Source organism: Streptomyces sclerotialus (genome assembly GCF_040907265.1).
Taxonomy (GTDB): domain Bacteria; phylum Actinomycetota; class Actinomycetes; order Streptomycetales; family Streptomycetaceae; genus Streptomyces; species Streptomyces sclerotialus.
Genome location: NZ_JBFOHP010000002.1, coordinates 3,587,453 through 3,610,460, shown reverse-complemented (window position 1 = coordinate 3,610,460; position 23,008 = coordinate 3,587,453). Strand labels below are relative to the sequence as shown.

20 protein-coding genes are annotated in these 23,008 nt (G+C 72.6%); 12 read left to right on the top strand and 8 right to left on the bottom strand.

The window, feature by feature from the left end; translation table 11 throughout:
• The first annotated feature begins 191 nt into the window (after window positions 1–191).
• From AAC944_RS15895 to AAC944_RS15885, 3 genes are read left to right on the top strand one after another with little or no spacing between them, the layout of a single operon-like run.
• Window positions 192–1,706 (top strand): resuscitation-promoting factor, encoded by a 1,515-nt coding sequence (locus AAC944_RS15895; protein WP_438272829.1) that lies wholly within the window; start codon window positions 192–194, stop codon window positions 1,704–1,706.
• A complete protein-coding gene (gene rsmA / locus AAC944_RS15890) occupies window positions 1,703–2,584 on the top strand; it encodes a 16S rRNA (adenine(1518)-N(6)/adenine(1519)-N(6))-dimethyltransferase RsmA (RefSeq protein ID WP_030617320.1) in 882 nt (293 codons plus the stop codon). Before AAC944_RS15895 ends, rsmA begins: the two co-directional genes overlap by 4 nt.
• Window positions 2,581–3,501 carry a 4-(cytidine 5'-diphospho)-2-C-methyl-D-erythritol kinase gene (locus AAC944_RS15885; protein ID WP_030617323.1) on the top strand — a complete coding sequence of 307 codons (921 nt, stop codon included), beginning with the start codon at window positions 2,581–2,583 and terminating at the stop codon, window positions 3,499–3,501. Before rsmA ends, AAC944_RS15885 begins: the two co-directional genes overlap by 4 nt.
• A gap of 62 nt (window positions 3,502–3,563) precedes the next feature.
• Here AAC944_RS15885 and AAC944_RS15880 read toward each other — a convergent pair whose 3' ends face one another.
• Window positions 3,564–4,295, bottom strand: coding sequence for an alpha/beta hydrolase (locus AAC944_RS15880; RefSeq protein WP_051871915.1), 732 nt, complete (start codon window positions 4,293–4,295; stop codon window positions 3,564–3,566).
• A 146-nt stretch (window positions 4,296–4,441) separates the two neighbouring features.
• Between AAC944_RS15880 and AAC944_RS15875 the strand changes: the two genes are divergently transcribed.
• The 3 genes from AAC944_RS15875 (at window position 4,442) to AAC944_RS15865 (ending at window position 9,336) form a co-directional block, all read left to right on the top strand.
• Complete coding sequence (locus AAC944_RS15875) at window positions 4,442–6,238, top strand: ABC-F family ATP-binding cassette domain-containing protein (RefSeq protein ID WP_030617329.1); 1,797 nt, start codon at window positions 4,442–4,444, stop codon at window positions 6,236–6,238.
• A gap of 256 nt (window positions 6,239–6,494) precedes the next feature.
• Window positions 6,495–8,363 (top strand): PQQ-binding-like beta-propeller repeat protein, encoded by a 1,869-nt coding sequence (locus tag AAC944_RS15870; RefSeq protein ID WP_051871916.1) that lies wholly within the window; start codon window positions 6,495–6,497, stop codon window positions 8,361–8,363.
• Between the two features lie 265 nt (window positions 8,364–8,628).
• Window positions 8,629–9,336, top strand: coding sequence for a helix-turn-helix transcriptional regulator (locus AAC944_RS15865; protein ID WP_030617335.1), 708 nt, complete (start codon window positions 8,629–8,631; stop codon window positions 9,334–9,336).
• A gap of 12 nt (window positions 9,337–9,348) precedes the next feature.
• Here AAC944_RS15865 and AAC944_RS15860 read toward each other — a convergent pair whose 3' ends face one another.
• Entirely contained in the window at window positions 9,349–9,660 is a 312-nt protein-coding gene (locus AAC944_RS15860; RefSeq protein WP_030617337.1) for a hypothetical protein, read from the bottom strand.
• 19 nt (window positions 9,661–9,679) lie between these two features.
• Entirely contained in the window at window positions 9,680–11,350 is a 1,671-nt protein-coding gene (locus tag AAC944_RS15855) for a sodium:solute symporter family protein (protein ID WP_030617340.1), read from the bottom strand.
• Window positions 11,351–11,615: 265 nt separating this feature from the next.
• Between AAC944_RS15855 and galT the strand changes: the two genes are divergently transcribed.
• From galT to AAC944_RS15835, 4 genes are all read left to right on the top strand, one after another.
• Window positions 11,616–12,662 (top strand): galactose-1-phosphate uridylyltransferase, encoded by a 1,047-nt coding sequence (galT, locus tag AAC944_RS15850; protein WP_030617343.1) that lies wholly within the window; start codon window positions 11,616–11,618, stop codon window positions 12,660–12,662.
• A complete protein-coding gene (gene galE / locus AAC944_RS15845) occupies window positions 12,659–13,627 on the top strand; it encodes a UDP-glucose 4-epimerase GalE (protein WP_030617345.1) in 969 nt (322 codons plus the stop codon). Before galT ends, galE begins: the two co-directional genes overlap by 4 nt.
• Window positions 13,628–13,677: 50 nt before the next feature.
• The gene (gene galK, locus AAC944_RS15840; protein WP_030617349.1) at window positions 13,678–14,847 is read left to right on the top strand and encodes a galactokinase; all 1,170 of its coding nucleotides are present in this window, start codon (window positions 13,678–13,680) and stop codon (window positions 14,845–14,847) included.
• A 423-nt stretch (window positions 14,848–15,270) separates the two neighbouring features.
• Window positions 15,271–16,077, top strand: a complete 807-nt coding sequence (locus tag AAC944_RS15835) for a LuxR C-terminal-related transcriptional regulator (protein WP_030617352.1) — start codon at window positions 15,271–15,273, stop codon at window positions 16,075–16,077.
• 122 nt (window positions 16,078–16,199) lie between these two features.
• Here AAC944_RS15835 and AAC944_RS15830 read toward each other — a convergent pair whose 3' ends face one another.
• The 3 genes from AAC944_RS15830 to AAC944_RS15820 form a co-directional block, all read right to left on the bottom strand.
• Entirely contained in the window at window positions 16,200–18,209 is a 2,010-nt protein-coding gene (locus tag AAC944_RS15830; RefSeq protein ID WP_030617354.1) for a beta-galactosidase, read from the bottom strand.
• 77 nt (window positions 18,210–18,286) lie between these two features.
• A complete protein-coding gene (locus tag AAC944_RS15825; RefSeq protein ID WP_030617358.1) occupies window positions 18,287–19,069 on the bottom strand; it encodes an SDR family NAD(P)-dependent oxidoreductase in 783 nt (260 codons plus the stop codon).
• A 224-nt stretch (window positions 19,070–19,293) separates the two neighbouring features.
• Window positions 19,294–19,791: a MarR family winged helix-turn-helix transcriptional regulator gene (locus tag AAC944_RS15820; protein WP_030617361.1), complete on the bottom strand. Its 498-nt coding sequence runs from the start codon at window positions 19,789–19,791 to the stop codon at window positions 19,294–19,296.
• 131 nt (window positions 19,792–19,922) lie between these two features.
• Here AAC944_RS15820 and AAC944_RS15815 point away from each other — a divergent pair, with 131 nt between their 5' ends.
• Together AAC944_RS15815 and AAC944_RS15810 are read left to right on the top strand one after the other, a co-directional pair.
• A complete protein-coding gene (locus tag AAC944_RS15815) occupies window positions 19,923–20,747 on the top strand; it encodes a trans-aconitate 2-methyltransferase (protein ID WP_030617364.1) in 825 nt (274 codons plus the stop codon).
• A 3-nt stretch (window positions 20,748–20,750) separates the two neighbouring features.
• Window positions 20,751–21,110: a VOC family protein gene (locus tag AAC944_RS15810; protein WP_030617366.1), complete on the top strand. Its 360-nt coding sequence runs from the start codon at window positions 20,751–20,753 to the stop codon at window positions 21,108–21,110.
• A gap of 70 nt (window positions 21,111–21,180) precedes the next feature.
• On the opposite strand, the gene AAC944_RS15805 is transcribed toward AAC944_RS15810, so the two are convergent.
• Both AAC944_RS15805 and AAC944_RS15800 read right to left on the bottom strand, forming a co-directional pair.
• Window positions 21,181–21,867 carry a TetR family transcriptional regulator gene (locus AAC944_RS15805; protein ID WP_030617371.1) on the bottom strand — a complete coding sequence of 229 codons (687 nt, stop codon included), beginning with the start codon at window positions 21,865–21,867 and terminating at the stop codon, window positions 21,181–21,183.
• 22 nt (window positions 21,868–21,889) lie between these two features.
• Window positions 21,890–22,882, bottom strand: coding sequence for an acyl-CoA desaturase (locus AAC944_RS15800; protein ID WP_030617374.1), 993 nt, complete (start codon window positions 22,880–22,882; stop codon window positions 21,890–21,892).
• Window positions 22,883–23,008 lie beyond the last annotated feature (126 nt).

Here is a 23,008-nt window from a genome sequence, read left to right as displayed (position 1 = left end):
GCGACTTTGGGGAGTGATCCTCCTCTCCGCTACATTCCGCCCGTCAACCGGTCCCGGGCACGTGGAGCGTCGTGAGTCATTCGCAGCGATACGGATTCGCCCCGGCGTACGAACCGCCGCAGGCGTACGGCTGGCCGGGGGACCACGAGACGCAGGGGTACGGGCCGTACGGGCCGCCCGACGAGGCGCAGGTGTACGACACGTACCAGGCGGCCCGCGCGGCCCGGCCGCACGACGGCCACGCCGCGTACGACGCCGGCGCCGCGTACGACGTGCGGACGTACGTCCCCCGGGGCCACGCCCCGCAGGCGTACGCACCGGAGCCGTACGCACCGGAGTCGTACGTACCGGAGTCGTACGCCGAGGCGTACCCGGCGCCGTCGTACGCGCCGGAGCCGCCGGACCTGGTGGCGACCGAGCCGCAGGTACCCGCGCCGCGGGTCCCCCCGTCCCACCTGCCCGACCAGCAGCCGTACGACCGGCAGCCGGACGGGCCGCAGCCGGACACGGAGCCGTACGACCCTCTGCCGGCCGCCGGGGGCCGGGCCGGGAGCCGGTCGGGCGGCCGGGCCGCCGCCCGGCGCGCGGCCCGCCGGAAGCGGTTCGTCGAGCGCCCCGAAGGGCTGCGCCGGCTGGTCCCGCAGGCGCTGGTCGTGGCGTTCCTCGCGGGCGGCACCACCGCCTTCGTCGCGCACGACAAGGCGGTCCGGCTCAGCGTCGACGGTGACCCGCGGCGGCTGCACACCTTCGCCGGGGACGTCGGCGAGCTGCTGGCCTCCGAAGGCGTGCCGGTCGGTCCGCACGACATCGTGGCGCCCGCCGCCGACGCCCCGCTGGACAGCGGCGACGAGGTGGCCGTGCGCTACGGCCGGCCCATCGAGCTCACCCTGGACGGCCACCGCCGCCGGGTGTGGACCACGGCGCGCACCGTCGAGGGCGCGCTGCGCCAGCTCGGCGTGCGGGCCGAGGGCGCCTACATCTCCGCCTCGCGTGCGCGGCCGATCGCCCGGCACGGCATCGAGCTGGCCGTACGCACCGAGCGCTCCATGACCTTCATGGCCGACGGCCAGGCGCGGACCGTCCGCACCAACGCCGCCACCGTGCGCACCGCACTCCACCAGGCCGGCATCCGGCTGCGCGGCCAGGACACCGCCTCCGTACCGCTCGACAGCTTCCCCCGGGAGGGCCAGACCATCTCCGTGCTGCGGGTGACCGGCTCCCGGGAGGTCCGCGACGAGGCGATCGCCTTCGAGACGCGGCGCGTCGACGACCCCACGCTCCTCAAGGGCACCGAGTCGGTGGTCCAGCCGGGGCGGCCCGGGGTGCGGCGGGTCACGTACCAGCTGCGTACCGTCAACGGGGTACGGCAGCGGCCGCGGCTGCTGCGCCAGGAGGTGCTGCGTGCGTCGCGCCCCGAGGTCGTGCACGTGGGTACCGCACCGGTGCCCGACAGCGTGGCCGGTGCCGACCACCTCAACTGGCAGGGCCTCGCGCAGTGCGAGACCGGCGGCCGGGCCGACGCGGTCGACCCGTCGGGCACGTACGGCGGGCTGTACCAGTTCGACCGCCCCACCTGGCACTCGCTCGGCGGGAGCGGCGCCCCGCAGGACGCGCCCCCCGAGGAGCAGACGTACCGGGCGAAGAAGCTGTACGTCAGCCGGGGGGCGAGCCCGTGGCCGGTGTGCGGCCGTAAGCTTCACCAGTGACCAACAGCAGCACCGATGAGCCCGGCCCGCTCCTGGGCCCCGCCGACATCCGCGAACTGGCCGCGACGCTGGGCGTCCGTCCCACCAAGCAGCGCGGCCAGAACTTCGTCATCGACGCCAACACCGTCCGCCGGATCGTGCGGACGGCGGAGGTGCGTCCCGACGACGTGGTCGTCGAGGTCGGCCCGGGCCTCGGCTCGCTGACCCTGGCGCTCCTGGAGGCCGCCGACCGGGTCACCGCCGTGGAGATCGACGACGTGCTGGCGGCCGCGCTGCCCGCGACGGTCGAGGCGCGGCTGCCGGAGCGGGCCGACCGCTTCGCGCTGGTCCACTCCGACGCGATGAAGGTCACCGAGCTGCCCGGCCCGCCGCCCACCGCCCTGGTCGCCAACCTCCCGTACAACGTCGCGGTCCCCGTCCTCCTGCACATGATGGCGACCTTCCCGACCATCGAGCGCACGCTCGTCATGGTCCAGTCCGAGGTCGCCGACCGGCTCGCGGCCCGCCCCGGCAACAAGGTCTACGGCGTCCCGTCGGTCAAGGCGAACTGGTACGCCGAGGTCAAGCGGGCCGGCGCGATCGGCCGCAACGTCTTCTGGCCCGCGCCCAACGTCGACTCCGGGCTGGTCTCCCTCGTCCGCCGCGACAAGCCGCTGGACACCACCGCCAGCCGGGACGAGGTGTTCGCCGCGGTGGACGCCGCCTTCGCGCAGCGCCGCAAGACGCTCCGCTCCGCGCTCGCCGGCTGGGCGGGCTCGGCCGCCGCCGCCGAGGCCGCGCTGGTCGCGGCGGGCGTCTCGCCGCAGGCCCGCGGGGAGTCGCTGACCGTCGAAGAGTTCGCCCGCATCGCCGAGCACAAGGAAGCCGCAGCCCAGTGACCGCGTCCCGTACCGCTCCCGAGTCCGTCACCGTCCGCGTCCCCGCGAAGGTCAACGTCCAGCTGGCGGTCGGCGCCGCACGCGCCGACGGCTTCCACGACCTGGCCAACGTCTTCCTGGCCGTCGGCCTGTACGACGAGGTCACCGCGGCGCCCGCCGACACCCTGACGCTCACCTGCGAGGGCCCGGACGCCGGGCAGGTCCCGCTGGACCGTACGAACCTCGCCGCGCGCGCCGCCGAACTGCTGGCAGCGCGGCACGGCATCGAGCCGCGCGTCCACCTGCACATCGCCAAGGACATCCCGGTCGCGGGCGGCATGGCGGGTGGCAGCGCGGACGGCGCGGGCGCGCTGCTCGCCTGCGACGCCCTGTGGGGCACCGGCGCGAGCCGCGAGGAACTGCTCGACATCTGTGCCGAGCTGGGCAGCGACGTACCGTTCAGCCTGGTCGGCGAGGCCGCGCTCGGCACGGGGCGGGGCGAGCGGCTGACGCCGCTGGAGGTCGGCGGCGCCTTCCACTGGGTGTTCGCCGCGGCGGACGGCGGGCTGTCCACGCCCGCGGTCTACCGCGAGTTCGACCGGCTCACCGAGGGCACCGACGTACCGGCGCCCGAAGCGTCCCCGGCCCTGCTGGCGGCGCTCCGTACGGGGGACACGGCCGCGCTGGCCAAGTCGCTCTCCAACGACCTCCAGCCCGCGGCCCTCTCGCTCTTCCCGTCGCTCGCCGCGACCCTGGAGGCGGGCACGGAGGCGGGCGCCCTGGCGGCGCTCGTCTCCGGGTCCGGCCCGACCACGGCCTTCCTCGCGGCGGACCGCGAGGCCGCGGAGCGGGTCGCCGCGGCGCTCCTGGCGTCCGGCACCTGCCGGTCGGCCCGCGTCGCGGCGAGCCCGGCCCCGGGCGCGACGGTCATCGGCTGAGCGACGCCGCCCGGGGGCCGGAGCGCTCTCAGCCCGCGCTGGTCTCAGCTGGCGCCGCGCTCTCAGCCCGCGGCGCCGGCGAGGAGTTCGGCGGCCCGGCGGCCGGCCGCGAGCACGCCCTCGTCGGCCGCCGGGACACAGCGGTTCCGCGCCGGGTCGTACGCGGTCATGATCACCCCGGCGTGGTCGGCGGGGCACTCGTCGAGCGTCACCAGCAGCTCACGCGCGCGCAGCGCCGCGGCCAGATCACGGGAGTGCTGGGCCGGCACCACCGGGTCCTCGCTGCCGTGCACGAGGTGCACGGGAACGGCCGGGGCCGCGCCCGCCGCGATCCGCTCCAGCGCGGCCGCTCCGCCGAAGCGGTCCGGTATGTCGAACCGGCCCGCGACGCCGACCACCGCCGACGGCCGCCACCCGCCGACGGCGTCCGGGTCCAGCGCGGCGCCGACCGCGGAGGTGGCCCCGGTCGACCAGCCGGCCAGCACGGTCCGCTCCGGGTCGGCGCCGTGCAGGGCCGCCCGCTCGCGCAGGTACGCGAGCGACTCCAGCAGGTGCGTACGGCCCCGGTCCTCGGCGTCCGGGCGCCAGTCGGGCACGAGGACCACCGCGCCCAGCGCCGCGGCCGTACGGGCCAGCGGCGCCAGTACGTCCCGCTCGTCCGGCCCGATGCCGTGCCACAGCAGGACGGCCGGGGGCGGGACCGCCGCCGCGGCGGGCCGGTACACGTCCAGGAGCTTGCCGCTCGGCCCGTAGGGCAGGCCGTGCTCGACATCCACTTCGAGATCCACTGTCATGGCGCGACGCTAGCAAGGCCGCAGGCCGCGACCGACGGGGGCGGTTGCCGGGTGCTGCCACGGAGGTCCGCCGCGGACGTGATGCGGGAGTGACCGGCGTGCCGGACTAGGCTGGAAGGCCGACCGATGCGAAGCGCAGGAGTGAGATGGCCGCGAACCTCGTCAATCTGGAAGCCGTCAGCAAGGCGTACGCGCTGCGCACGCTGCTGGACGGCGTCTCCCTCGGCGTCAACGAGGGCGACCGGATCGGCGTCGTCGGCCGCAACGGTGACGGCAAGACGACCCTGATCCGCATCCTCGCCCAGCTGGAGGCCCCGGACGACGGACGCGTCACACACGTGAACGGGCTGCGCCTCGGTGTGCTGACGCAGCACGACTCGCTCGACCCGGAGGCCACCGTCCGGCACGAGGTGATCGGCGACCTCGCCGACCACGAGTGGGCCGGCAACGCCAAGATCCGCGACGTGCTGACCGGGCTCTTCGGCGGCCTGGACCTGCCGGGCTTCCCGCAGGGCCTGGACACCGTCATCGGTCCGCTCTCCGGTGGCGAGCGGCGCCGCATCGCGCTCGCGAAGCTGCTGATCGCCGAGCAGGACATGATCGTCCTCGACGAGCCGACCAACCACCTGGACGTCGAAGGCATCTCCTGGCTGGCGCGGCACCTCCAGGCGCGGCGCTCCGCGCTCGTCGTCGTCACCCACGACCGGTGGTTCCTGGACCAGGTCTGTACGCGCATGTGGGATGTGCAGCGCGGCGACGTGCACGAGTACGAGGGCGGCTACAGCGACTACGTGTTCGCGCGTGCCGAGCGGGAGCGGATCGCCGCCAGCGAGGAAGCCAAGCGGCAGAACCTCATGCGCAAGGAGCTGGCGTGGCTGCGGCGCGGCGCCCCGGCCCGTACGAGCAAGCCGCGCTTCCGCATCGAGGCCGCCAACGAACTGATCGCCGACGTGCCGCCGCCCCGGGACAGCGCCGAGCTGATGAAGTTCGCCAGCTCCCGGCTGGGCAAGACGGTCTTCGACCTGGAGGACGTGACCGTACAGGCCGGGCCCAAGGTGCTGCTGAAGCACCTCACCTGGCAGCTCGGCCCCGGCGACCGGGTCGGCCTGGTGGGCGTCAACGGCGCGGGCAAGACCTCGCTGCTGCGGGCGCTGGCCGACGCGGCGCGTACGCAGGGCGAGGCGCAGCCGGCCGGCGGGAAGATCGTCGTCGGGAGGACGGTGAAGCTGGCGTACCTCTCGCAGGAGGTCGCGGAGCTGGACCCGTCCTGGCGGGTGCTGGAGGCCGTACAGCGGGTGCGCGAGCGGGTGGACCTCGGCAAGGGCCGGGAGATGACCGCGAGCCAGCTGTGCGAGAAGTTCGGCTTCACGAAGGAGAAGCAGTGGACGCCGGTCGGCGACCTCTCCGGCGGTGAGCGCCGCCGCCTGCAGATCCTGCGGCTGCTGATGGACGAGCCGAACGTGCTCTTCCTCGACGAGCCGACCAACGACCTGGACATCGAGACGCTGACGCAGCTGGAGGACCTGCTCGACGGCTGGCCCGGCTCGATGGTCGTCATCAGCCACGACCGGTACTTCGTCGAGCGGACCACCGACCGGGTGTTCGCGCTGCTGGGCGACGCGACGCTGCGGATGCTGCCGCGCGGCCTGGACGAGTACATCGAGCGCCGGCAGAAGATGGCGGAGGCCGCGGCGCCCGCGCCGGCGGCCGCGGCCCCCAAGCAGAAGTCCGCCGCCGTGGACCGCGCGACGCAGAAGGAGCTCCAGAAGATCGAGCGACAGCTGGACAAGATCGGTACGAAGGAGGCGAAGCTGCACACGCAGATCGCCGACAACGCCACCGACTTCGCCAAGGTCGCCGAACTGGACGCGCAGCTGCGGGAGCTGAGGGACGAGAAGGACGAGCTGGAGATGCGCTGGCTGGAGCTGGCGGAGGACGCGTAGCGGACGCCGCGGGCCCGGGACGGCGGCGTGCGTAACGGGTGCGTCGCGGGAGTGTCCCGGGCCGGTCTCGCCCTTTTGGCGGCGGCGTACCGCACCGGTGCGGTGTCGGTGCCGAGTGGTAGAAAGAACTCCCGCTCAACTGCCGTTAATTGCCGAGCCTTATGTCTGATTCACTCCATCCTGGGGGCTTTGCCGCTCGGGGTCGCGGGGGAGGCCGATTCGGAGCCATGGGCCGGTGTGAAGAGGTAACGACCCGATGACCCAGCCGCCGCAGCCGCCTCCACCGCCCGGTCAGCCGCCGTCCGGCGGCTTCGGCGCGCCCCAGGACCCTTCGTACGGCTATCCCCAGCAGCCCGGCCAGCAGCCGCCGCAGCCCGAGAAGCCGCCGAACCAGCCGCCGCAGGCTCCGCCGCAGCCGCCCCAGGCCCCGCCGCAGCCGCCCCAGGCCCCGCCGCAGCCGCCGCAGGCCCCCGGCCAGCCGCCGCAGGGACCCCCGCCCGGTCCGTACGGCGCGCAGCCCGGGTACGGCTACCCGGCCCAGGGGCCGGGCTACGGCTACCCGCAGCAGCCCGGTCAGCCCGGCGCCCCCGGCCCGTACGGCAACGCGTATGCGCCCACCGCGCAGTACCAGGGCGGCATGCCCCCGCAAGGCGGCGGCAATCAGCAGCGCACCCGCATGATGATCATCGTGGCGGCCGTGGTCGCGGTCGCGCTGATCGTCGGCGGCGGCGTGTGGTTCGCCAACAGCGGCGGCGGTGACGAGCCGGCGCCGGACGCCAAGGGCTCCAGCCAGGGCACCGACGGCGGTGCGGAGGGCTCGGACGGCACGGTGGCCCTCAAGGGCGGCAAGGTCGCGCTGAACCCGGAGACCAAGCCCGGCAGCTCCACGGGCAAGCTGCTCTTCAACGTGCCGCTGCCCTCGCCGGACAAGTCGGTGGTGACGCTGAACGGCGCCTGGGCGACGGCGAAGACGTACGCCAAGGTCAGCAAGGGCGAGATCGTCGGCTACGACCTGGAAGCGAAGAAGCCCAAGTACAAGCTCCCCATGGACGGCATCGTCTGCGGCGCCTCGCCGTACGCCACCGAGGAGGGCAAGGCCGCCGTCGTCTTCGAGGCCGGCCCGCGCAAGGGCGAGAACGAGCGCGAACCCTGCAGCCAGATCGCGCTGCTGGACATCGACTCCGGCAAGTTCGACTGGCAGAAGACGATGCCCGGCGGCCGGCAGGCCTCCAGCCTCGGCATGGGCGTCACCTTCAGCCAGGGCGCGGTCGTCGCCTCCTGGCCGGGCAACGGCGAGGCCGCGTACGACATCGCCGGCAAGGAGCTGTGGCACCAGCGCGACAACGGCAACGACGCCTCGATGCAGTGCCTGGACCGGGGCATCGGCGGCGGCAAGAAGCTGGTCGCGATCCTGCGCTGCGGTGAGTACGGCTCCCAGACCACCCAGGTCCAGGAGATCGACCCGGCGACCGGCAAGCCCAAGTGGACGTACGACGCGCCCAAGGGCGTACAGAGCGCCGAGGTGGTCTCCACCAACGGGCCGGTCGTGATCGGCATCTCCGCGGGCGACGCCGGTATCACGGACATGGTCGTCATCGACGACTCCGGCAAGCGGCAGGCACAGATCTCGCTGCAGGGCGACAAGTACAAGCCCAACTGCGGGGTCAGCGGCGGCGTGGAGCGCTGCATCACCGCCACGGCGGACGACAAGTACCTCTACATGCCGTCCAAGTCGCACGACGCGGTGGGCGGCGAGTCCTTCGACAAGCAGAACGAGATCGTCGCCTTCGACCTGAAGACCGGCTCCGCGACCTGGAAGGCGTCGTCGGAGGTCAACCAGGAGCTCGTGCCCCTCCGGATGGCCGGTGACAAGCTCATCGCCTACCAGGACGGTTACAGCGACAAGGGCGGCCAGGTCGTCAGCATCGACCCGGCGAAGCAGGGCGAGAAGACGGTCTTCCTCAACCTCCCGAAGGAGACCGCCGACGCGGCCCGTTCGCTGCGCCCCGGTATGACCCGTGCGGTGTACGCGCACGGCCGGCTGTTCCTGAACCAGGACATCATGTCCGGCACGAAGTACGGCCTGGGCGACGGCAAGTACCTGGGCCTGGCCTTCGGCAGCTGAGGACCCGCAGGCCGAGGGCCTGCCCGGCGGCCCCGTCCTACGCACGGTAGGGCGGGGCCGTCGCCGTACCGGGTCCGTCCGCCTCTGGAAAGAAATGATCGGCAGTCGACGGCAAGTGGCCCAGAATGGCCGGGATTTCAGCATTCCGACGGGCTTCTGCCCGGTAGGGGGCGCGCGATGTCGAACAAGCGTGTAGCTTCCGGATGCAAAGGGGCCCGGCGAAGGGCCGGGGGGCTGGGATCGCCGGGGAATGGGGGGTTGCTGAATGGGCGTGCGGCTCATGGTGGTCGACGACCACCGCCTGCTCGCCGAGGCACTCGCCTCGGCATTGAAGTTGCGCGGGCACAGGGTGCTCGCGGCGGCCGCGCCGAGTGCGGGTGCGGCGGATCTGGTGGTGAGCAGAGCGCCGGAGGTGTGCCTCCTGGGGACGGCAGCGCCCGCCGAGCCGGGGGTGTTCGACCCGGTGGTACGGATCAAGAAGGAGCGGCCCCAGGTGGCCGTCGTGGTGCTCGGCCCGGTGCCGAACCCACGCGGTATCGCGGCGGCGTTCGCGGCCGGCGCGTCCGGTTACGTCCGCCACGACGAGCGGATCGAGGGTGTGGAACGGGCGATGATGAAGGCCAGGGCGGGGGAGGCGGCGATCGCCCCGGCCCTGCTCCAGCAGGCCTTCGAGGAGCTGCTGCACCCGGCGGCCCAGCCCGACGACGAGGGCGCCCGGCTGCTGCAGATGCTGACCCCGCGCGAGGTGGAGGTGCTGGTCCGGGTCGCCGAGGGCGAGGACACCCGGCTCATCGCGGCCGGTATGGGCATTGCGCCGAGCACCGCCCGTACGCACGTGCAGCGGGTGCTGATGAAGCTGGGGGTGGGGTCGCGGCTGGAGGCGGCGGCGCTGGCGGCCCGTACGGGGCTGCTGGACCGGGCCGCGGTCAGCAACGCGAACGCGGCGGGGCCGCAGCAGGCCCCGCCGCAGTGAGCGCGCGGCGCGTCAGTCCGTCGGGCCGGCCGTGCCGTCGGCCGTGGCTCCGGCCTCCTCGGGGGCCGGTGCCTCGGCGGGCCGCAGCTTCATCCACAGCAGGAAGAGCAGGCCGAGGACCAGCATGCCGAGGCCGGTCCAGAGGTTGATGTTGATGTCCTGGGCCTTCTTCAGGTCCGCGTCGGACGCGGTGAGGCCGGCGATCGTGACGATGACGCCGTAGACGACGAAGAGTCCGCCGATGATGCGGCGTACGTCGAAGAGCCGGGCCGCCGTCGCGGACTTGCGCTCCAGCTCCTCGACCTCGTGCTGGTAGTCACTCATGGTGTGCTCCTTACGGCCCTTAGAAGGAGAAGGGGATGTAGCAGACGGCGGCGAGGACGACCGCGCCCCAGCCCAGCAGGGCGGGCTTGCGGTACCAGGCGTCGTCGCCCTCGGCGGGCAGCTCCTCCATGCCGGGCGAGCGCGTGCCGTAGACCAGGCCGGCCAGCGACTCGGCGGGCTTGGGCTTGGTCACCAGGGTGATCACGAACATCACGACCGCGCCGACGACGAACGCGACGATCGAGGAGACGAAGTTGGCGCCCTGGTCGGAGGGGATCGCGATGATGCCCTGCTTGTAGAACCAGAAGTAGTTGACCATCGCGGCGACGGTGCCGGAGAGCAGGCCCCAGAAGCCGGCCGCCGCGCTGGTGCGCTTCCAGAACATGCCGATGATGAACACCACGAACAGCGGCACGTTGAAGAACGAGAACAGCGTCTGCAGGTAGTTCATGATGTTGCTGAAGCTGGAGGCGATGAACGCCGTGCCCATGCCGATCAGCACGCCGACCGCGGTGACCACCCGGCCGGTCTTCAGGTAGTACGCGTCCTCGCGGCCCTTCTTCAGGTACGCCGCCCAGATGTCGTTGGTGAAGACCGTGTTGAACGACGAGACGTTGGCGGCCATACCGGCCATGAACGCCGCGAGCAGACCGGTCACCGCGATGCCCAGCACGCCGTTCGGCAGCAGGTCCCGCATCAGGACCGGGATGGCGTCGTTGTACTGCAGACCGTCCTTGGTCTTGCCCAGCGAGGGCTCCATGACCAGCGCGATCAGGCCCGGCACCACCACGACCATCGGAATGAAGATCTTGGGGAAGGCGGCGATCAGCGGGGTGCGCTTGGCGGCGGAGAGGTTCTTCGCGGACAGCGCGCGCTGGACCTCGGCGAAGTTGGTGGTCCAGTAGCCGAAGCTCATCACGAAGCCGAGGCCGAGCACGATCGTCAGCCAGTTGGCGCCGAGCGGGTTGGACTCGCCGATGCCGGTGCCGCCCCAGGCGGTGAGGAAGTCACCGCCGTGGCTGTCGGTGAGGCTGCTGGTCAGTCCGTCCCAGCCGCCGACGCGCTTGAGGCCGACGACGGTCAGCGGGATCAGCGCGGCGAGGATGACGAAGAACTGCAGGACCTCGTTGTAGATCGCGGAGGACAGGCCGCCGATGGTGATGTACGCGAGGACGAAGAAGCCGGCGACGACGATCGCGACCCACTCCGGCCAGCCCAGCAGCGCCTCCAGCACGATCGCCATCGCGTAGAGGTTCACGCCCGCGATCAGCACGGACGAGACCGCGAAGATGATCGAGGACAGCAGGTGCGAGGACGGCCCGAAGCGGTGCAGCAGGAACTCCGGTACGGAGCGGACCTTGGAGCCGTAGTAGAAGGGCATCATCACCAGGCCGAGGAAGACCATGGCGGGGATGGCGCCGATCCAGTACCAGTGCACGGTGTACGCGCCGTACTGCGCGCCGTTGGCGGCCATGCCGAGGATCTCGGTGGCGCCGAGGTTGGCGGCGACGAACGCGAGGCCGGTGACCCAGGCGGGCAGTGACCGGCCGGACAGGAAGAAGTCCAGGCTGGTCTTCACGCTGCGTTTGGCGGCGAAGCCGATGCCCAGGACGACGGCGAAGTAGATCGCCAGGATGGTGTAGTCGAGCCCGTTCGTCGGGAGGCGTAGCCCTTCGGCCAACGTGATCATGGGTGCTCCGGGGGTCTGGGGGCAGCGCCCCCAGAAACTGCCGTGGTGCGGGGCGCCCTTGCCGTGAACGGTCAGAAAGCTACGCTCGGCTCCTCGGAAACTGAACAGTTTTGTTTGTTTTGTTTGTTGGATCGTGATCGAGTCATCCGGCCGAGTGACGCTGCGTGCGCGGTGAGCGGCGGTCCGTGGAACGCATTGACGGAACTGTTGGCTCGTGGTTCCTTATGTTTGTTTGTGTTTGGTCGTCGGCTGGCGAGGAGCATCAGTGAAGAAGACGTCCACGCGGCTCGCGGACGGCCGGGAACTCATCTACTACGACTCCCGGGACGACGCCGTACGCGACGCCGTCGACCAGCGCCCCCTTCCGCAGGTCACCACCGCCTCCGAGATCCGCCACGACCGCCTCCTCGGCGACTCGGTGGCCGTCGCCTCGCACCGCCAGGGGCGCACCTACCACCCGCCGGCCGACGAGTGCCCGCTGTGCCCCTCGCGCGACGGCCGGCTCTCGGAGATCCCCGCCGCCGACTACGACGTCGCCGTCTTCGAGAACCGCTTCCCCTCGCTCGCCGGCGGCACAGGGCGGTGCGAGGTCGTCTGCTTCACCTCCGACCACCACGCCTCCTTCGCCGACCTCACCGAGGACCAGGCAGCCCTGGTCCTGGAGGCCTGGACCGACCGCACCGCCGAGCTCTCCGCGCTCCCGGACGTCGAGCAGGTCTTCTGCTTCGAGAACCGCGGTGCCGAGATCGGCGTGACCCTCGGCCATCCGCACGGGCAGATCTACGCGTACCCCTTCGTGACCCCCCGTACCGAGCGGATGCTCGCCTCGGTCACCGCGCACCGGGAGCGCACGGACGGCCGCAACCTCTTCGACGACGTCGTCGCCGACGAGCTCGCCGACGGCAGCCGCGTCGTCCTGGCGGGCGAGCACTGGGTCGCCTTCGTCCCGTACGCGGCGCACTGGCCGTACGAGGTGCACCTCTACCCCCGCCGCCGCGTACCCGACCTGCTCGCGCTCGACGACGACGCGCGCACAGAGTTCCCACAGATCTATCTGGAAGTCTTGCGACGGTTCGACCGGATCTTCGGAGAAGGGGAGCCGCCGACGCCGTACATCGCCGCATGGCACCAGGCGCCGGTGCGCGCCCCGCACCGCGGCGACTTCGCGCTCCATCTGGAGCTCTTCACCATCCGACGCACTCCCGGCAAGCTGAAGTTTCTCGCGGGTTCCGAATCCGGCATGAATGTGTTCATCAACGATGTGCCGCCGGAAGCCGCGGCGCAGCGACTGCGAGAGGTAGCGAGCGCGTGAGCAAGAAGTACCTGGTCACCGGCGGTGCGGGATACGTCGGCAGCGTCGTGGCGGCACACCTGCTGGAGGCCGGTCACGAGGTCGTGGTCCTGGACGACCTGTCCACCGGCCACCGTGAGGGCGTCCCCGCGGGCGCGGAGTTCATCGAGGGCCGGGTCCAGGACGCGGGCAAGTGGCTGGACCGGTCCTTCGACGGTGTCCTGCACTTCGCCGCGTTCTCGCAGGTCGGCGAGTCCGTCGTGGACCCGGAGAAGTACTGGCGGAACAACGTCGGCGGCACCATGGACCTGCTCGCCGCGATGCGCGTCGCGGGCGTGCGCACGCTGGTGTTCTCCTCCACGGCCGCGACCTACGGCGAGCCCGTGAACACCCCCATCACGGAGACCGACCCCACCGCGCCCACCTCCCCGTACGGTGCCTCGAAGCTGGCCGTCGACCACATGATCGGCGGTGAGTGCGCGGCGCACGGCCTGGCCGCGGTGTCCCTGCGGTACTTCAACGTGGCCGGCGCGTACGGCGACTGCGGTGAGCGGCACGACCCCGAGTCGCACCTCATCCCGCTCGTCCTCCAGGTCGCCCAGGGCCGCCGTGAGCACATCTCCGTCTTCGGCGACGACTACCCGACGCCGGACGGCACCTGCGTCCGCGACTACATCCACGTCGCCGACCTCGCCGACGCCCATCTGCTGGCGCTGGACGCCGCGGTCGCGGGCGAGCACCTGATCTGCAACCTCGGCAACGGCAACGGCTTCTCCGTGCGCGAGGTCATCGAGACCGTCCGCGAGGTCACCGGCCACCCGATCCCCGAGGTCGTGGCCCCGCGCCGGGGCGGCGACCCGGCGGTCCTGGTCGCCTCGGCGCAGACCGCCATCGACCGCCTGGGCTGGCAGCCCAAGCGCGCGGACCTGGCGGGCATCGTGGCCGACGCGTGGGCGTTCGCGAATTCCAGCCCGTCCGGCGATTGAGGACCGGGGTCCGGGGCGGAGCCCCGTTCCCACAGGACAAGGGAGTCCGAGTGACAGATACGCAGCACGGCGCAGCCCGCAGCGAGGCGGCCTTCCGGGAGGTGTTCGGAACCGCCCCTGCGGGGGTGTGGGCCGCCCCCGGGCGGGTCAACCTCATCGGTGAGCACACCGATTACAACGACGGCTTCGTGATGCCGCTGGCCCTGCCGCACACCACGACCGCCGCTGCGGCGCCCCGTACCGACGGCGTGCTGCGCCTGCACTCCGGCAACGTACGCGGCGGCATCGTCGAGCTGCGCACCGAGACGCTGCGCCCGGCCTCCGACGGCGGCTGGGCCGCGTACCCGGCCGGCGTCCTGTGGGCGATGCGGGAGGCCGGGCTGCCCGTCGGCGGCGCCGACCTGCACTTCGACTCCGTCGTCCCGACCGGCGCCGGGCTCTCCTCCTCCGCGGCCCTGGAGGTCGCCACCGCCCTCGCGCTGAACGACCTGTACGGCCTGGACCTGGACGGACAGGAGCTCGCCCGGCTCGCGCAGCGGGCCGAGAACGCCTTCGTCGGCGTGCCCTGCGGGATCATGGACCAGACCGCTTCGGCGTGCTGCACCGAGGGTCACGCCCTCCTGCTGGACACCCGCGACCTCACCCGCCGCCAGGTCCCCTTCGACCTCGCCGCTGCCGGGCTGCGCCTCCTGGTCGTCGACACCCGCGTCCAGCACGAACTGGGTGACGGCGCGTACGCCGAACGCCGCGCCGGCTGTGAGCGGGCCGCACGCACACTCGGCGTACGCGCCCTGCGCGATGTGGCGTACGACAATCTGGCGCAGACGCTGGAGTCACTGGCGGACGAGGCCGCCGTGCGGCCCCTGGTACGGCACATCGTGACCGAGAACCGGCGGGTGGAGGACGTCATGGCACGCCTCGACGCGGGCGATCCACGCGGCATCGGCCCGCTGCTGACCGCCGGGCACGCCTCGCTCCGCGACGACTTCGCGGTCTCCTGTGCCGAGCTGGACCTCGTGGTCGACGCGGCGAACGAGGCGGGCGCGCTGGGCGCCCGGATGACCGGCGGCGGCTTCGGCGGGTCGGCGATCGTGCTGGTGGAGGAGGCGGAAGCGGACGCCGTGGGCAAGGCCGTCACCGAGGCGTTCGCGGCGGCCGGGTACGCCGCGCCGCGGATCTTCCCCGCCGTGCCGAGCGCGGGGGCCCGGCGGCTGGCGTGACGGGGGCGGCGGCGGGGGCTCGGGTGCCCGCCACCGCACACCCGGGACCCGCTGTCAGCCGGTATCCGCGACTGGCCGAGAGACCCGCGGGCGTCCGGCGGTAACCGGCCGGAATGAGCCGATCACCGGCTACTGGCGCCTCGCGGTGAGCCGGCTGCCCCACCCTGAACACATGGGTCGGGCAGTTTTGCCAATCGGCTTCCGTTGCCGGACCCCGTACGTACGCTGAACAGAGCACCGGTGGGGGCCGGTGCCGATCAGGGGGCGAGCTGAACCCTCCCCGCCGAACGCGGCGCGGGGAGGGAGGTACGGCGCCCGGGGTGGGACAGCGGTGCAGCACGGCGGCGGCCGTGCCGCTGCGGCGTCTCCGCCGCCGGGCGCACGTATCCGTATCCGCTCGTTCCCCGAGACAGGGGGTCCTCAGTGCAACGCATCCGGGTCTTGGTGGTCGACGACCACCGCATCTTTGCCGAGTCCCTGGCGGCTGCCCTCGCGGCCGAACAGGACGTGGACGTGGCGGCGGCCGGGAGCGGACCGGCGGCCCTGCGCAGTCTGGAGCGGGCGGCCTCCGAGGGCCGGCGCTTCGACGTCATGCTTGTCGACGCCGACCTCGGCACGGCCGTCGCACCGCTCGCGGCCGTCCCCATGCGGCCGCAGGTCCCGCGGGACGGCGCGGCCGACGGCGCGCCCGTGGACGGCATATCGCTGGTCACCACGGTCCGCACCACCCACCCGCTGGTCCGCGCCGTGGTGCTCGCGGAGAAGGACGACCCGCGCAGGGCCGCGGCGGCGCTCCAGGCGGGGGCCGGCGGCTGGGTCGCGAAGGACTGCTCGCTCTCCCGCCTGCTGGCCGTGATCCGCGGCGTGCTGCGGGACGAGACGCATCTGCCGCCCGCGCTCCTGACGGGGGTGCTGCGGGAGCTGACGGCGGCGCGCAAGCACCGCACCGAGAGCGAGCGGCTGGTGGAGTCCCTCACCCCGCGCGAGCGCGAGGTGCTGCGCTGCATGGTCGCGGGGCTCGGCCGCAAGGCGGTCGCGGAGCGGCTGTTCCTCTCCCCGCACACGGTCCGTACCCACATGCAGAACGTCCTGGGCAAGCTCGGGGTGCACTCCACGCTCGCCGCGGTGGCGCTGGCGCGCCGGGCCGGGGTGGGGCCGGTCGAGCTGGAGCCGCCCCCGTCGTCCCCGGCCGCGCAGCCGGTGCCGACGGCGTCGGTCTCGGTGCCGTGACGGGCCGGGGCGCCGCCGGTGGCCGGGCCCCGGCCGGTACGGCGGCCGGCGGCCGGTGCGTCCCGGCCGCCGGCAGACCCTGACCGCCCCGCCGTCCGGGGCCGTGGCCCGGGTCAGGACTCTCAGGAGCCGGTCCGCGGGCCGGGCTCCGTCAGGACGGCCACGCCGCGGGCGGGCAGGGTGAGGTGATGCACGGCTGCCGCCCGCGGCGTGGCCTGTGCCAGTGCGTCGGCCATGGGCTCCGGCAGCTGTACGGAGGCCGGTTCCTGCCCGTGGTTGAGCAGGAAGAGATAGCGTCCGCGGGCCCCGGAGCGCACGGTGGCCTGCACGCCGGCCGGCAGTCCCGGCAGTACGGGTGTGACGCCCGCGGCCTCCCGTACGTCGTCCATCAGGTGCCGCATCAGGCCGGGGTCGGGACGGGTGCCGACGTACCAGGCGGTGCCCCGGCCGTAGGTGTGGCGGGTGATCGCGGGCTGCAGCGCCGGTTCCTCGCCGACGAAGTCGACGACCGAGCCCGCGCCGTCGAGGACGATGTCCTCGGCCCAGAGGTCGGCGCGGCCCGAGTACCGTCCGCGCAGCAGCAGCCGTACGCCCTCGTCCAGCGGCCGGAACTCCTCCACCCGCAGGCCCAGCAGCTCGCGCAGCGGCGCCGGGTAGCCGCCGGGATGCACCCGGTCGTGGGCGTCGACGATGCCGGAGAAGAACGACACCAGCAGGTGCCCGCCGCCGTGCACGTACGCGGCCAGCCGTTCGGCGTCCTCCGTGCGCAGCAGGTAGAGGTTGGGGACGACGACCAGACGGTAGTTGGACAGGTCACGGTCGGGCGGTACGACGTCGCAGGCGACCCCGGCCTCGAACAGCGGACGGTAGTGGGCCAGGGCCCGTTCGGGTGCCTCCAGCGCGGTGGAGGGCCGGGAGTCCAGCTCCAGCGCCCGCCGGCTGTCCCAGTCGGCGAGCAGCGCCACCTGCGCCTCGGAGCGGGTGCCCTCGATACCCGGTACGGCGGCCAGCTCCCGCCCCAGCTCGGTGACCTCGCGGAAGATCCGGGTGTCGGTGCCGCCGTGCGGGACCATCGCCGAGTGGTACTTCTCGGCGCCGCCGAGCGACTGGCGCCACTGGAAGAACAGCACCGCGTCGGCGCCCTGGGCGACGGCCTGCCAGCTCCACAGCCGCATCGCGCCGGGCGGCTTGGGGCCGTTGCGGGGGCGCCAGTTGACGGCGCTCGGCGCCTGTTCCAGGAGCAGCCAGGGCTGGCCGCCGCGGGCCGAGCGCATCAGGTCGAAGTGGTAGCCGGCACGGATGTGGTCGTCCGCCACATAGGGGTCCTGGTAGAAGTCGAGCGCCATGACGTCCATGTCGCGGGCCCAGGCGAAGGCGTCGACGGGCTTGTGGTCCGGCATGAGGTTGGTGGTGACCGGCACGTCCGGGGTGACGCGGTTGAGCACCTCCTTCTCGGCGAGGTAGCAGGCGCGCAGTGCGTCGTCGCTGAAGCGGAGGTAGTCCAGCTGCTGCGCGGGGTTGGCGGAGGCGGGCGCGGCGCGCGGCGGCAGCACCTCCTCGAAGTCGCCGTAGGCCTGCGACCAGAAGGCGGTGGACCAGGCGTCGTTGAGCGCCTCGACGGTGCCGTAGCGCTCGCGCAGCCAGCGGCGGAAGTCGCGGGCCGAGACGTCGCAGTAGCACTGCCGGGTGTGGCAGCCGTACTCGTTGCCGATGTGCCACAGGGCGAGCGCGGGGTGACCGGCGTAGCGGTGGGCGAGGCGTTCGACGAGGCGGACGGCGTGCTCGCGGTAGACCGGGCTGGAGGGGCAGTAGTGCTGGCGGGCGCCCGGCCAGCGACGGGTGCCGTCGGCGTCCTCGGGAAGCGTCTCGGGGTACCGGTGGGCGAGCCAGGGCGGTGGTGAGGCGGTCATGGTGGCCAGGCAGACCGCGACGCCCGCCTGGCCGAGGCCGTCCATGACGCGGTCGAACCAGCCGAAGTCGTAAGCGCCGGGCCGGGGTTCGACCCCGGCCCAGGAGAAGATCCCGGCGGTCACCATCGTGACGTGCGCCTGCTTCATGAGGACGAGGTCCTCGGCCCGTACGTCCTCGGGCCACTGCTCGGGGTTGTAGTCCCCGCCGTACCGGATTGCCATCGCGCGGTCCCCCTGGGGGCTTGTCGGGTCGCGTGGTCGTTGCGGTGCTGCTGTGGACGAGTGGTCGCTGTGGCTGGTCAGGAGGAGTTCTTCAGGACGCTCCAGCCGCCGTCGACGACGAGGCTCGCGCCGGTGACGAAGGAGGCGTCGGCGGAGAGCAGGAAGGCGATCGTGGCGGCGACCTCCTCGGGCCGGCCGAGCCGCGCGGCGGCGGTCTCGGCGGCGGTGGCCCGGCGGTCCTCCTCGGCGATGCCTTCCCAGGCCGGGGTGAGGACGGGGCCGGGCAGCACGGAGTTCACCCGTACGTCGGGCCCGTACTCGACGGCCAGCTGGCGGGCGAGGCCGGTCAGGCCCGCCTTGGAGGCGGCGTACGCGGGCCGCCCCGGCAGCCCGAATCGGGCGTGCACGGAGGAGGTCAGCACGACGGCGCCCTGCCGCGCGCGCAGATCGTCCAGGGCCGCCCGTACGCCGAGGAACGCGCCGGTGAGGTTGACGGCGAGCTGGTGGTCCCAGTCGGCGCGCGGGGTGCGGTCGGCGGGCGCGGCGTAGTGGGTGAAGGCGTTGGAGACCAGGCCGTCGACCGGGCCGTAGCGGCCCCGGGCGGCGGCCACGGCGCGCTGCCAGGCGGCCTCGTCGGTGACGTCGCAGTGCTCGTAGGAGGCCGTGCCGCCGGCGGCACGGATGCGGCGCGCGGTGTGCTCGCCGCGCTCGTCGTCGATGTCGAGGAGGAGGACGCGGGCGCCTTCCGCGGCGAGCCGGTCGGCGGTCGCCGCGCCGATGCCGGAGGCGGCGCCGGTGACGAGGTGGGTACGGCCGTGGAATCGTGCCGTTGCGGGCGGCGCATCGCGCTGCTGGCTCATGGCCGCGATCCAAGTGGACGCATGCCGCCTCGGGCAAGAGGGCGCCCCGGTAAGGGGCGCGGGGAGCTGCGCTACCAGCCGTCGCGGCACGGTACCGGGCCGCCGGGAGGACGTCCCGAGTTCTTGGGAAGGAGCCACCGGCCCGCCGTTGGGGGCGCGCCACCGGGCCATCCGCGGCGCCGTCGTGGCCGTTCGCGCAGTTCCCCGCGCCCCTGGCGGGGCGATCAGCCCGGGATGTTGTCGAACGGGGCCGTCAGCTGGCGGAGCAGACCCGCCAGTTCCGCGCGCTCCGCGCGGGAGAGTTCGGCCAGGATCGCCCGCTCCTGGGTGAGCAGCCCGGCCAGCGATTGATCCGCGCGGTCGCGCCCTTCCGCGGTGAGCCGGACGAGGACGCCGCGCCGGTCGCTGGGGTCGGGCAGCCGCTCGACGAGGCCCTTCTTGGCGAGCCGGTCGATACGGTTGGTCATGGTGCCGGAGGTGACCAGGGTCTGGGTGAGCAGCTGGCCGGGGGAGAGCTGGTACGGGGAGCCCGCGCGGCGCAGCGCGGTGAGGACGTCGAATTCCCAGGGTTCGAGACCCACCTCGGAGAAGGCCAGCCGCCGCGCGCGGTCGAGATGCCGGGCGAGCCGGCTGATACGGCTGAGCACCTCGAGTGGTTCCACATCGAGGTCGGGGCGCTCGCGGCGCCATGCTGCGACCAGTCGGTCGACCTCGTCCTCCATGACGATCAGTGTAGTGGTTGTGTCGACGTGAAGTCTCTTGACATCAAGATATATTTCCCTGGACGATTGGGCAGCGTCGGCAGCAGTTCCTGCTCCACCGGCACTGGCCCGATCAGCAGAGGGGTTCGACCATGCACGACACGCACGTTGCGCCGACCTGGGACCCACAGCAGTATCTCCGCCACGCGACCCACCGCACCCGCCCGTTCCTGGACCTGCTCGCCCGGATCCCCGAGCTGCCCGCCGCCCGCCGTCCGCGCATCGCCGACCTGGGCTGCGGCCCCGGCAACGTCACGGTCCTGATAGCGGACCGCTGGCCCGACGCGCACATCACCGGCTTCGACAGCTCCGCCGACATGCTGGCCAGGGCCCGGTCCTACGAGGGCCCCACGCCGGGCGGCGGGCTGCTGGACTTCGCCCCCGCCGACGCCGCCACCTGGATCCCCGAGGAACCCTTCGACCTGATCGTCTCCAACGCGGCACTGCAGTGGGTCCCCGGCCACGAGGACTCCTTCGGGCCCTGGCTCGACTCCCTCGCCCCCGGCGGCACCCTCGCCTTCCAGGTCCCCGGCAACTTCACCTCGCCCAGCCACGCCCTTCTGGGGGACCTGTGCGACACCCCCCGGTGGCGGGCCCGCCTGGGTGACCAGGGGCGGCGCTTCGTGCATGTCCTGGAGCCGGCGGAGTACCTGAAGCGGCTGATCGACCTGGGCTGCGCGGCGGACGCCTGGGAGACCACGTACGTGCAGGTCCTGCGGGGCGAGGACCCGGTGCTGGACTGGGTGAAGGGCACCGCCCTGCGCCCCGTCCTCACAGCGCTCGAGGACGACCCCGAGGCCCGCGAGGAGTTCCTCGACCAGTACCGCGACCTGCTGCGCAAGGCCTACCCGGCGGGGCCGCACGGCACCGTCTTCCCCTTCCGGCGGATCTTCGCCGTGGCACGCAAGGAGGTCTAGCGGATGATCACCGGCCTCGACCACGTCCAGCTGGCGGCGCCGCCCGGCTCCGAGGGTGCGCTGACCGCGTACTACGAGGGCGTCCTGGGCATGACCCGGGTTCCCAAGCCGCCCGGGCTCGCCGTGGGCGGGTGCTGGTTCGAGGCCGGTCCGGTCCGTCTCCACCTCGGCGTCGAGGACGGCTTCCGGCCGGCGGCCAAGGCCCACCCCGGCATCCTCGTCACGGGCATCGACGCCTTCGCCGCCCGGCTGGCGGCCCAGGGAGCGGATGTCACCTGGGACGACGGCCTCCCGGGTCACCGCCGCTTCTACTCCCACGACCCGGTCGGCAATCGACTCGAATTCCTCGAACCCCTGTACTGACGCGGCGCACCGGGAGCCCCCTGCGCCGCTCACTCTTTCGGGTGAACTTTGGGGCGGGTGTGGTCAATGGTCAGGCCTTGCGGTGGCCTATCAGCCGCGGTTTCGGCTCCAGCCCGTCCAGCCCGTGCCAGGCCAGGTTCACCAGGTGCGCCGCGACTTCCGCTTTCTTCGGCTTGCGCACGTCCAGCCACCACTGGCCGGTCAGCGCGACCATCCCGACCAGCGCCTGCGCGTACAGCGGCGCCAGCTTCGGGTCGAAGCCCCGGGCCTTGAACTCCAGCCCCAGGATGTCCTCGACCTGCGTCGCGATATCGCTGATCAGCGACGCGAACGTGCCCGTCGACTGGGCCACGGGGGAGTCCCGCACCAGGATGCGGAAGCCGTCGGTGTAGGACTCGATGTAGTCCAGCAGCGCGAACGCCGCCTGCTCCAGCAGCTCGCGCGGGTGCCCCGCGGTCAGGGCACCCGTCACCATGTCCAGCAGCCGCCGCATCTCCCGGTCCACGACGACCGCGTACAGCCCTTCCTTGCCGCCGAAGTGCTCGTACACCACCGGCTTGGACACCCCGGCCTTCGCCGCGATCTCCTCCACCGACGTGCCCTCGAAGCCCCGCTCGGCGAACACCGTGCGCCCGATGTCCAGCAGCTGCTCCCGGCGCTCCTTGCCCGTCATGCGGACCCGCCGCGCACGCCGCGCGCCCGCACCGGAAGACGCTTTGTCCTTACTGCCACTCACGCTGCTGCCATCGATCGCCACCTGACAATCATGCCTTCCCCGGCTACCGCTGGGCGGCGCCCCCCGCCACGGCCTTGTCCTGGCGGCGCGAGTCGAGCCGGGAGGCGTTCGGCCACCGCACGTCGTACGCCCAGCCCAGTCGCTCGAACCAGCTGATCAGCCGGGCGCTGGAGTCCAGCTGCCCCTTCATCACGCCGTGCCGCGCGCAGGTCGGGTCCGCGTGGTGCAGGTTGTGCCAGGACTCACCGCAGGACAGGATCGCCAGCCACCAGACGTTGCCCGAGCGGTCCCGGGACTTGAAGGGACGCTTGCCCACCGCGTGGCAGATGGAGTTGATCGACCACGTGACGTGATGGAGCAGCGCGACGCGCACCAGGGAGCCCCAGAAGAACGCGGTGAACGCGCCCCACCACGACATGGTCACCAGCCCGCCGACCAGCGGCGGGATCAGCAGCGAGACGGTCGTCCACAGGACGAACTGGCGGGAGATCGTGCGGATCGCCGAGTCCTTGATCAGGTCGGGCGCGTACTTGTGCTGCGGCGTCTGCTCCTCGTCGAACATCCACGCCATGTGCGCCCACCACAGGCCCTTCAGCAGGGCCGGCACGGTCTCGCCGTAACGCCACGGGGAGTGCGGGTCACCCTCCGCGTCGGAGAACTTGTGGTGCCTGCGGTGGTCGGCCACCCACCGCACGAGCGGGCCTTCCACGGCCAGCGACCCCATGATCGCCAGCGCGATGCGCAGCGGCCGCTTCGCCTTGAACGACCCGTGCGTGAAGTAGCGGTGGAAACCGATCGTGATGCCGTGGCAGCCGATGAAGTACATCGCCACCAGCAGCCCCAGATCGAGCCAGCTCACACCCCAGCCCCAGGCCAGCGGCACCGCGGCCACCAGGGCGAGGAACGGCACGGTGATGAACAGCAGCAGCGTGATCTGTTCGACGGAGCGTTTGCTGTCGCCACCCAGCGTCGCGGAGGGCAGCGGGGTGTCGGCGGACTTGACGGTTTTCTCGACGACTTCGGGGCCAGCGGTCATGTGTGTCCCTCGCTGGGGTCGGAGGCAAGGCTACGGTTCCGTAACCTACGGTCTCGTAAGTATGGCAGTGCCGCCACACCGTACAAGGGTGTGACCGGCCCGACAGCCCCTCTCACAGAGCGGACG

Excerpts from the sequence above, each read along its gene's own strand:
- AAC944_RS15880 (WP_051871915.1), bottom strand. The coding sequence starts at position 4,295 with ATGACAGTGGATCTCGAAGTGGATGTCGAGCACGGCCTGCCCTACGGG.
- AAC944_RS15875 (WP_030617329.1), top strand. The coding sequence starts at position 4,442 with ATGGCCGCGAACCTCGTCAATCTGGAAGCCGTCAGCAAGGCGTACGCG.
- AAC944_RS15870 (WP_051871916.1), top strand. The coding sequence starts at position 6,495 with ATGACCCAGCCGCCGCAGCCGCCTCCACCGCCCGGTCAGCCGCCGTCC.
- AAC944_RS15865 (WP_030617335.1), top strand. The coding sequence starts at position 8,629 with ATGGGCGTGCGGCTCATGGTGGTCGACGACCACCGCCTGCTCGCCGAG.
- AAC944_RS15860 (WP_030617337.1), bottom strand. The coding sequence starts at position 9,660 with ATGAGTGACTACCAGCACGAGGTCGAGGAGCTGGAGCGCAAGTCCGCG.
- AAC944_RS15855 (WP_030617340.1), bottom strand. The coding sequence starts at position 11,350 with ATGATCACGTTGGCCGAAGGGCTACGCCTCCCGACGAACGGGCTCGAC.
- AAC944_RS15830 (WP_030617354.1), bottom strand. The coding sequence starts at position 18,209 with ATGGCAATCCGGTACGGCGGGGACTACAACCCCGAGCAGTGGCCCGAG.
- AAC944_RS15825 (WP_030617358.1), bottom strand. The coding sequence starts at position 19,069 with ATGAGCCAGCAGCGCGATGCGCCGCCCGCAACGGCACGATTCCACGGC.
- AAC944_RS15820 (WP_030617361.1), bottom strand. The coding sequence starts at position 19,791 with ATGGAGGACGAGGTCGACCGACTGGTCGCAGCATGGCGCCGCGAGCGC.
- AAC944_RS15815 (WP_030617364.1), top strand. The coding sequence starts at position 19,923 with ATGCACGACACGCACGTTGCGCCGACCTGGGACCCACAGCAGTATCTC.
- AAC944_RS15810 (WP_030617366.1), top strand. The coding sequence starts at position 20,751 with ATGATCACCGGCCTCGACCACGTCCAGCTGGCGGCGCCGCCCGGCTCC.
- AAC944_RS15800 (WP_030617374.1), bottom strand. The coding sequence starts at position 22,882 with ATGACCGCTGGCCCCGAAGTCGTCGAGAAAACCGTCAAGTCCGCCGAC.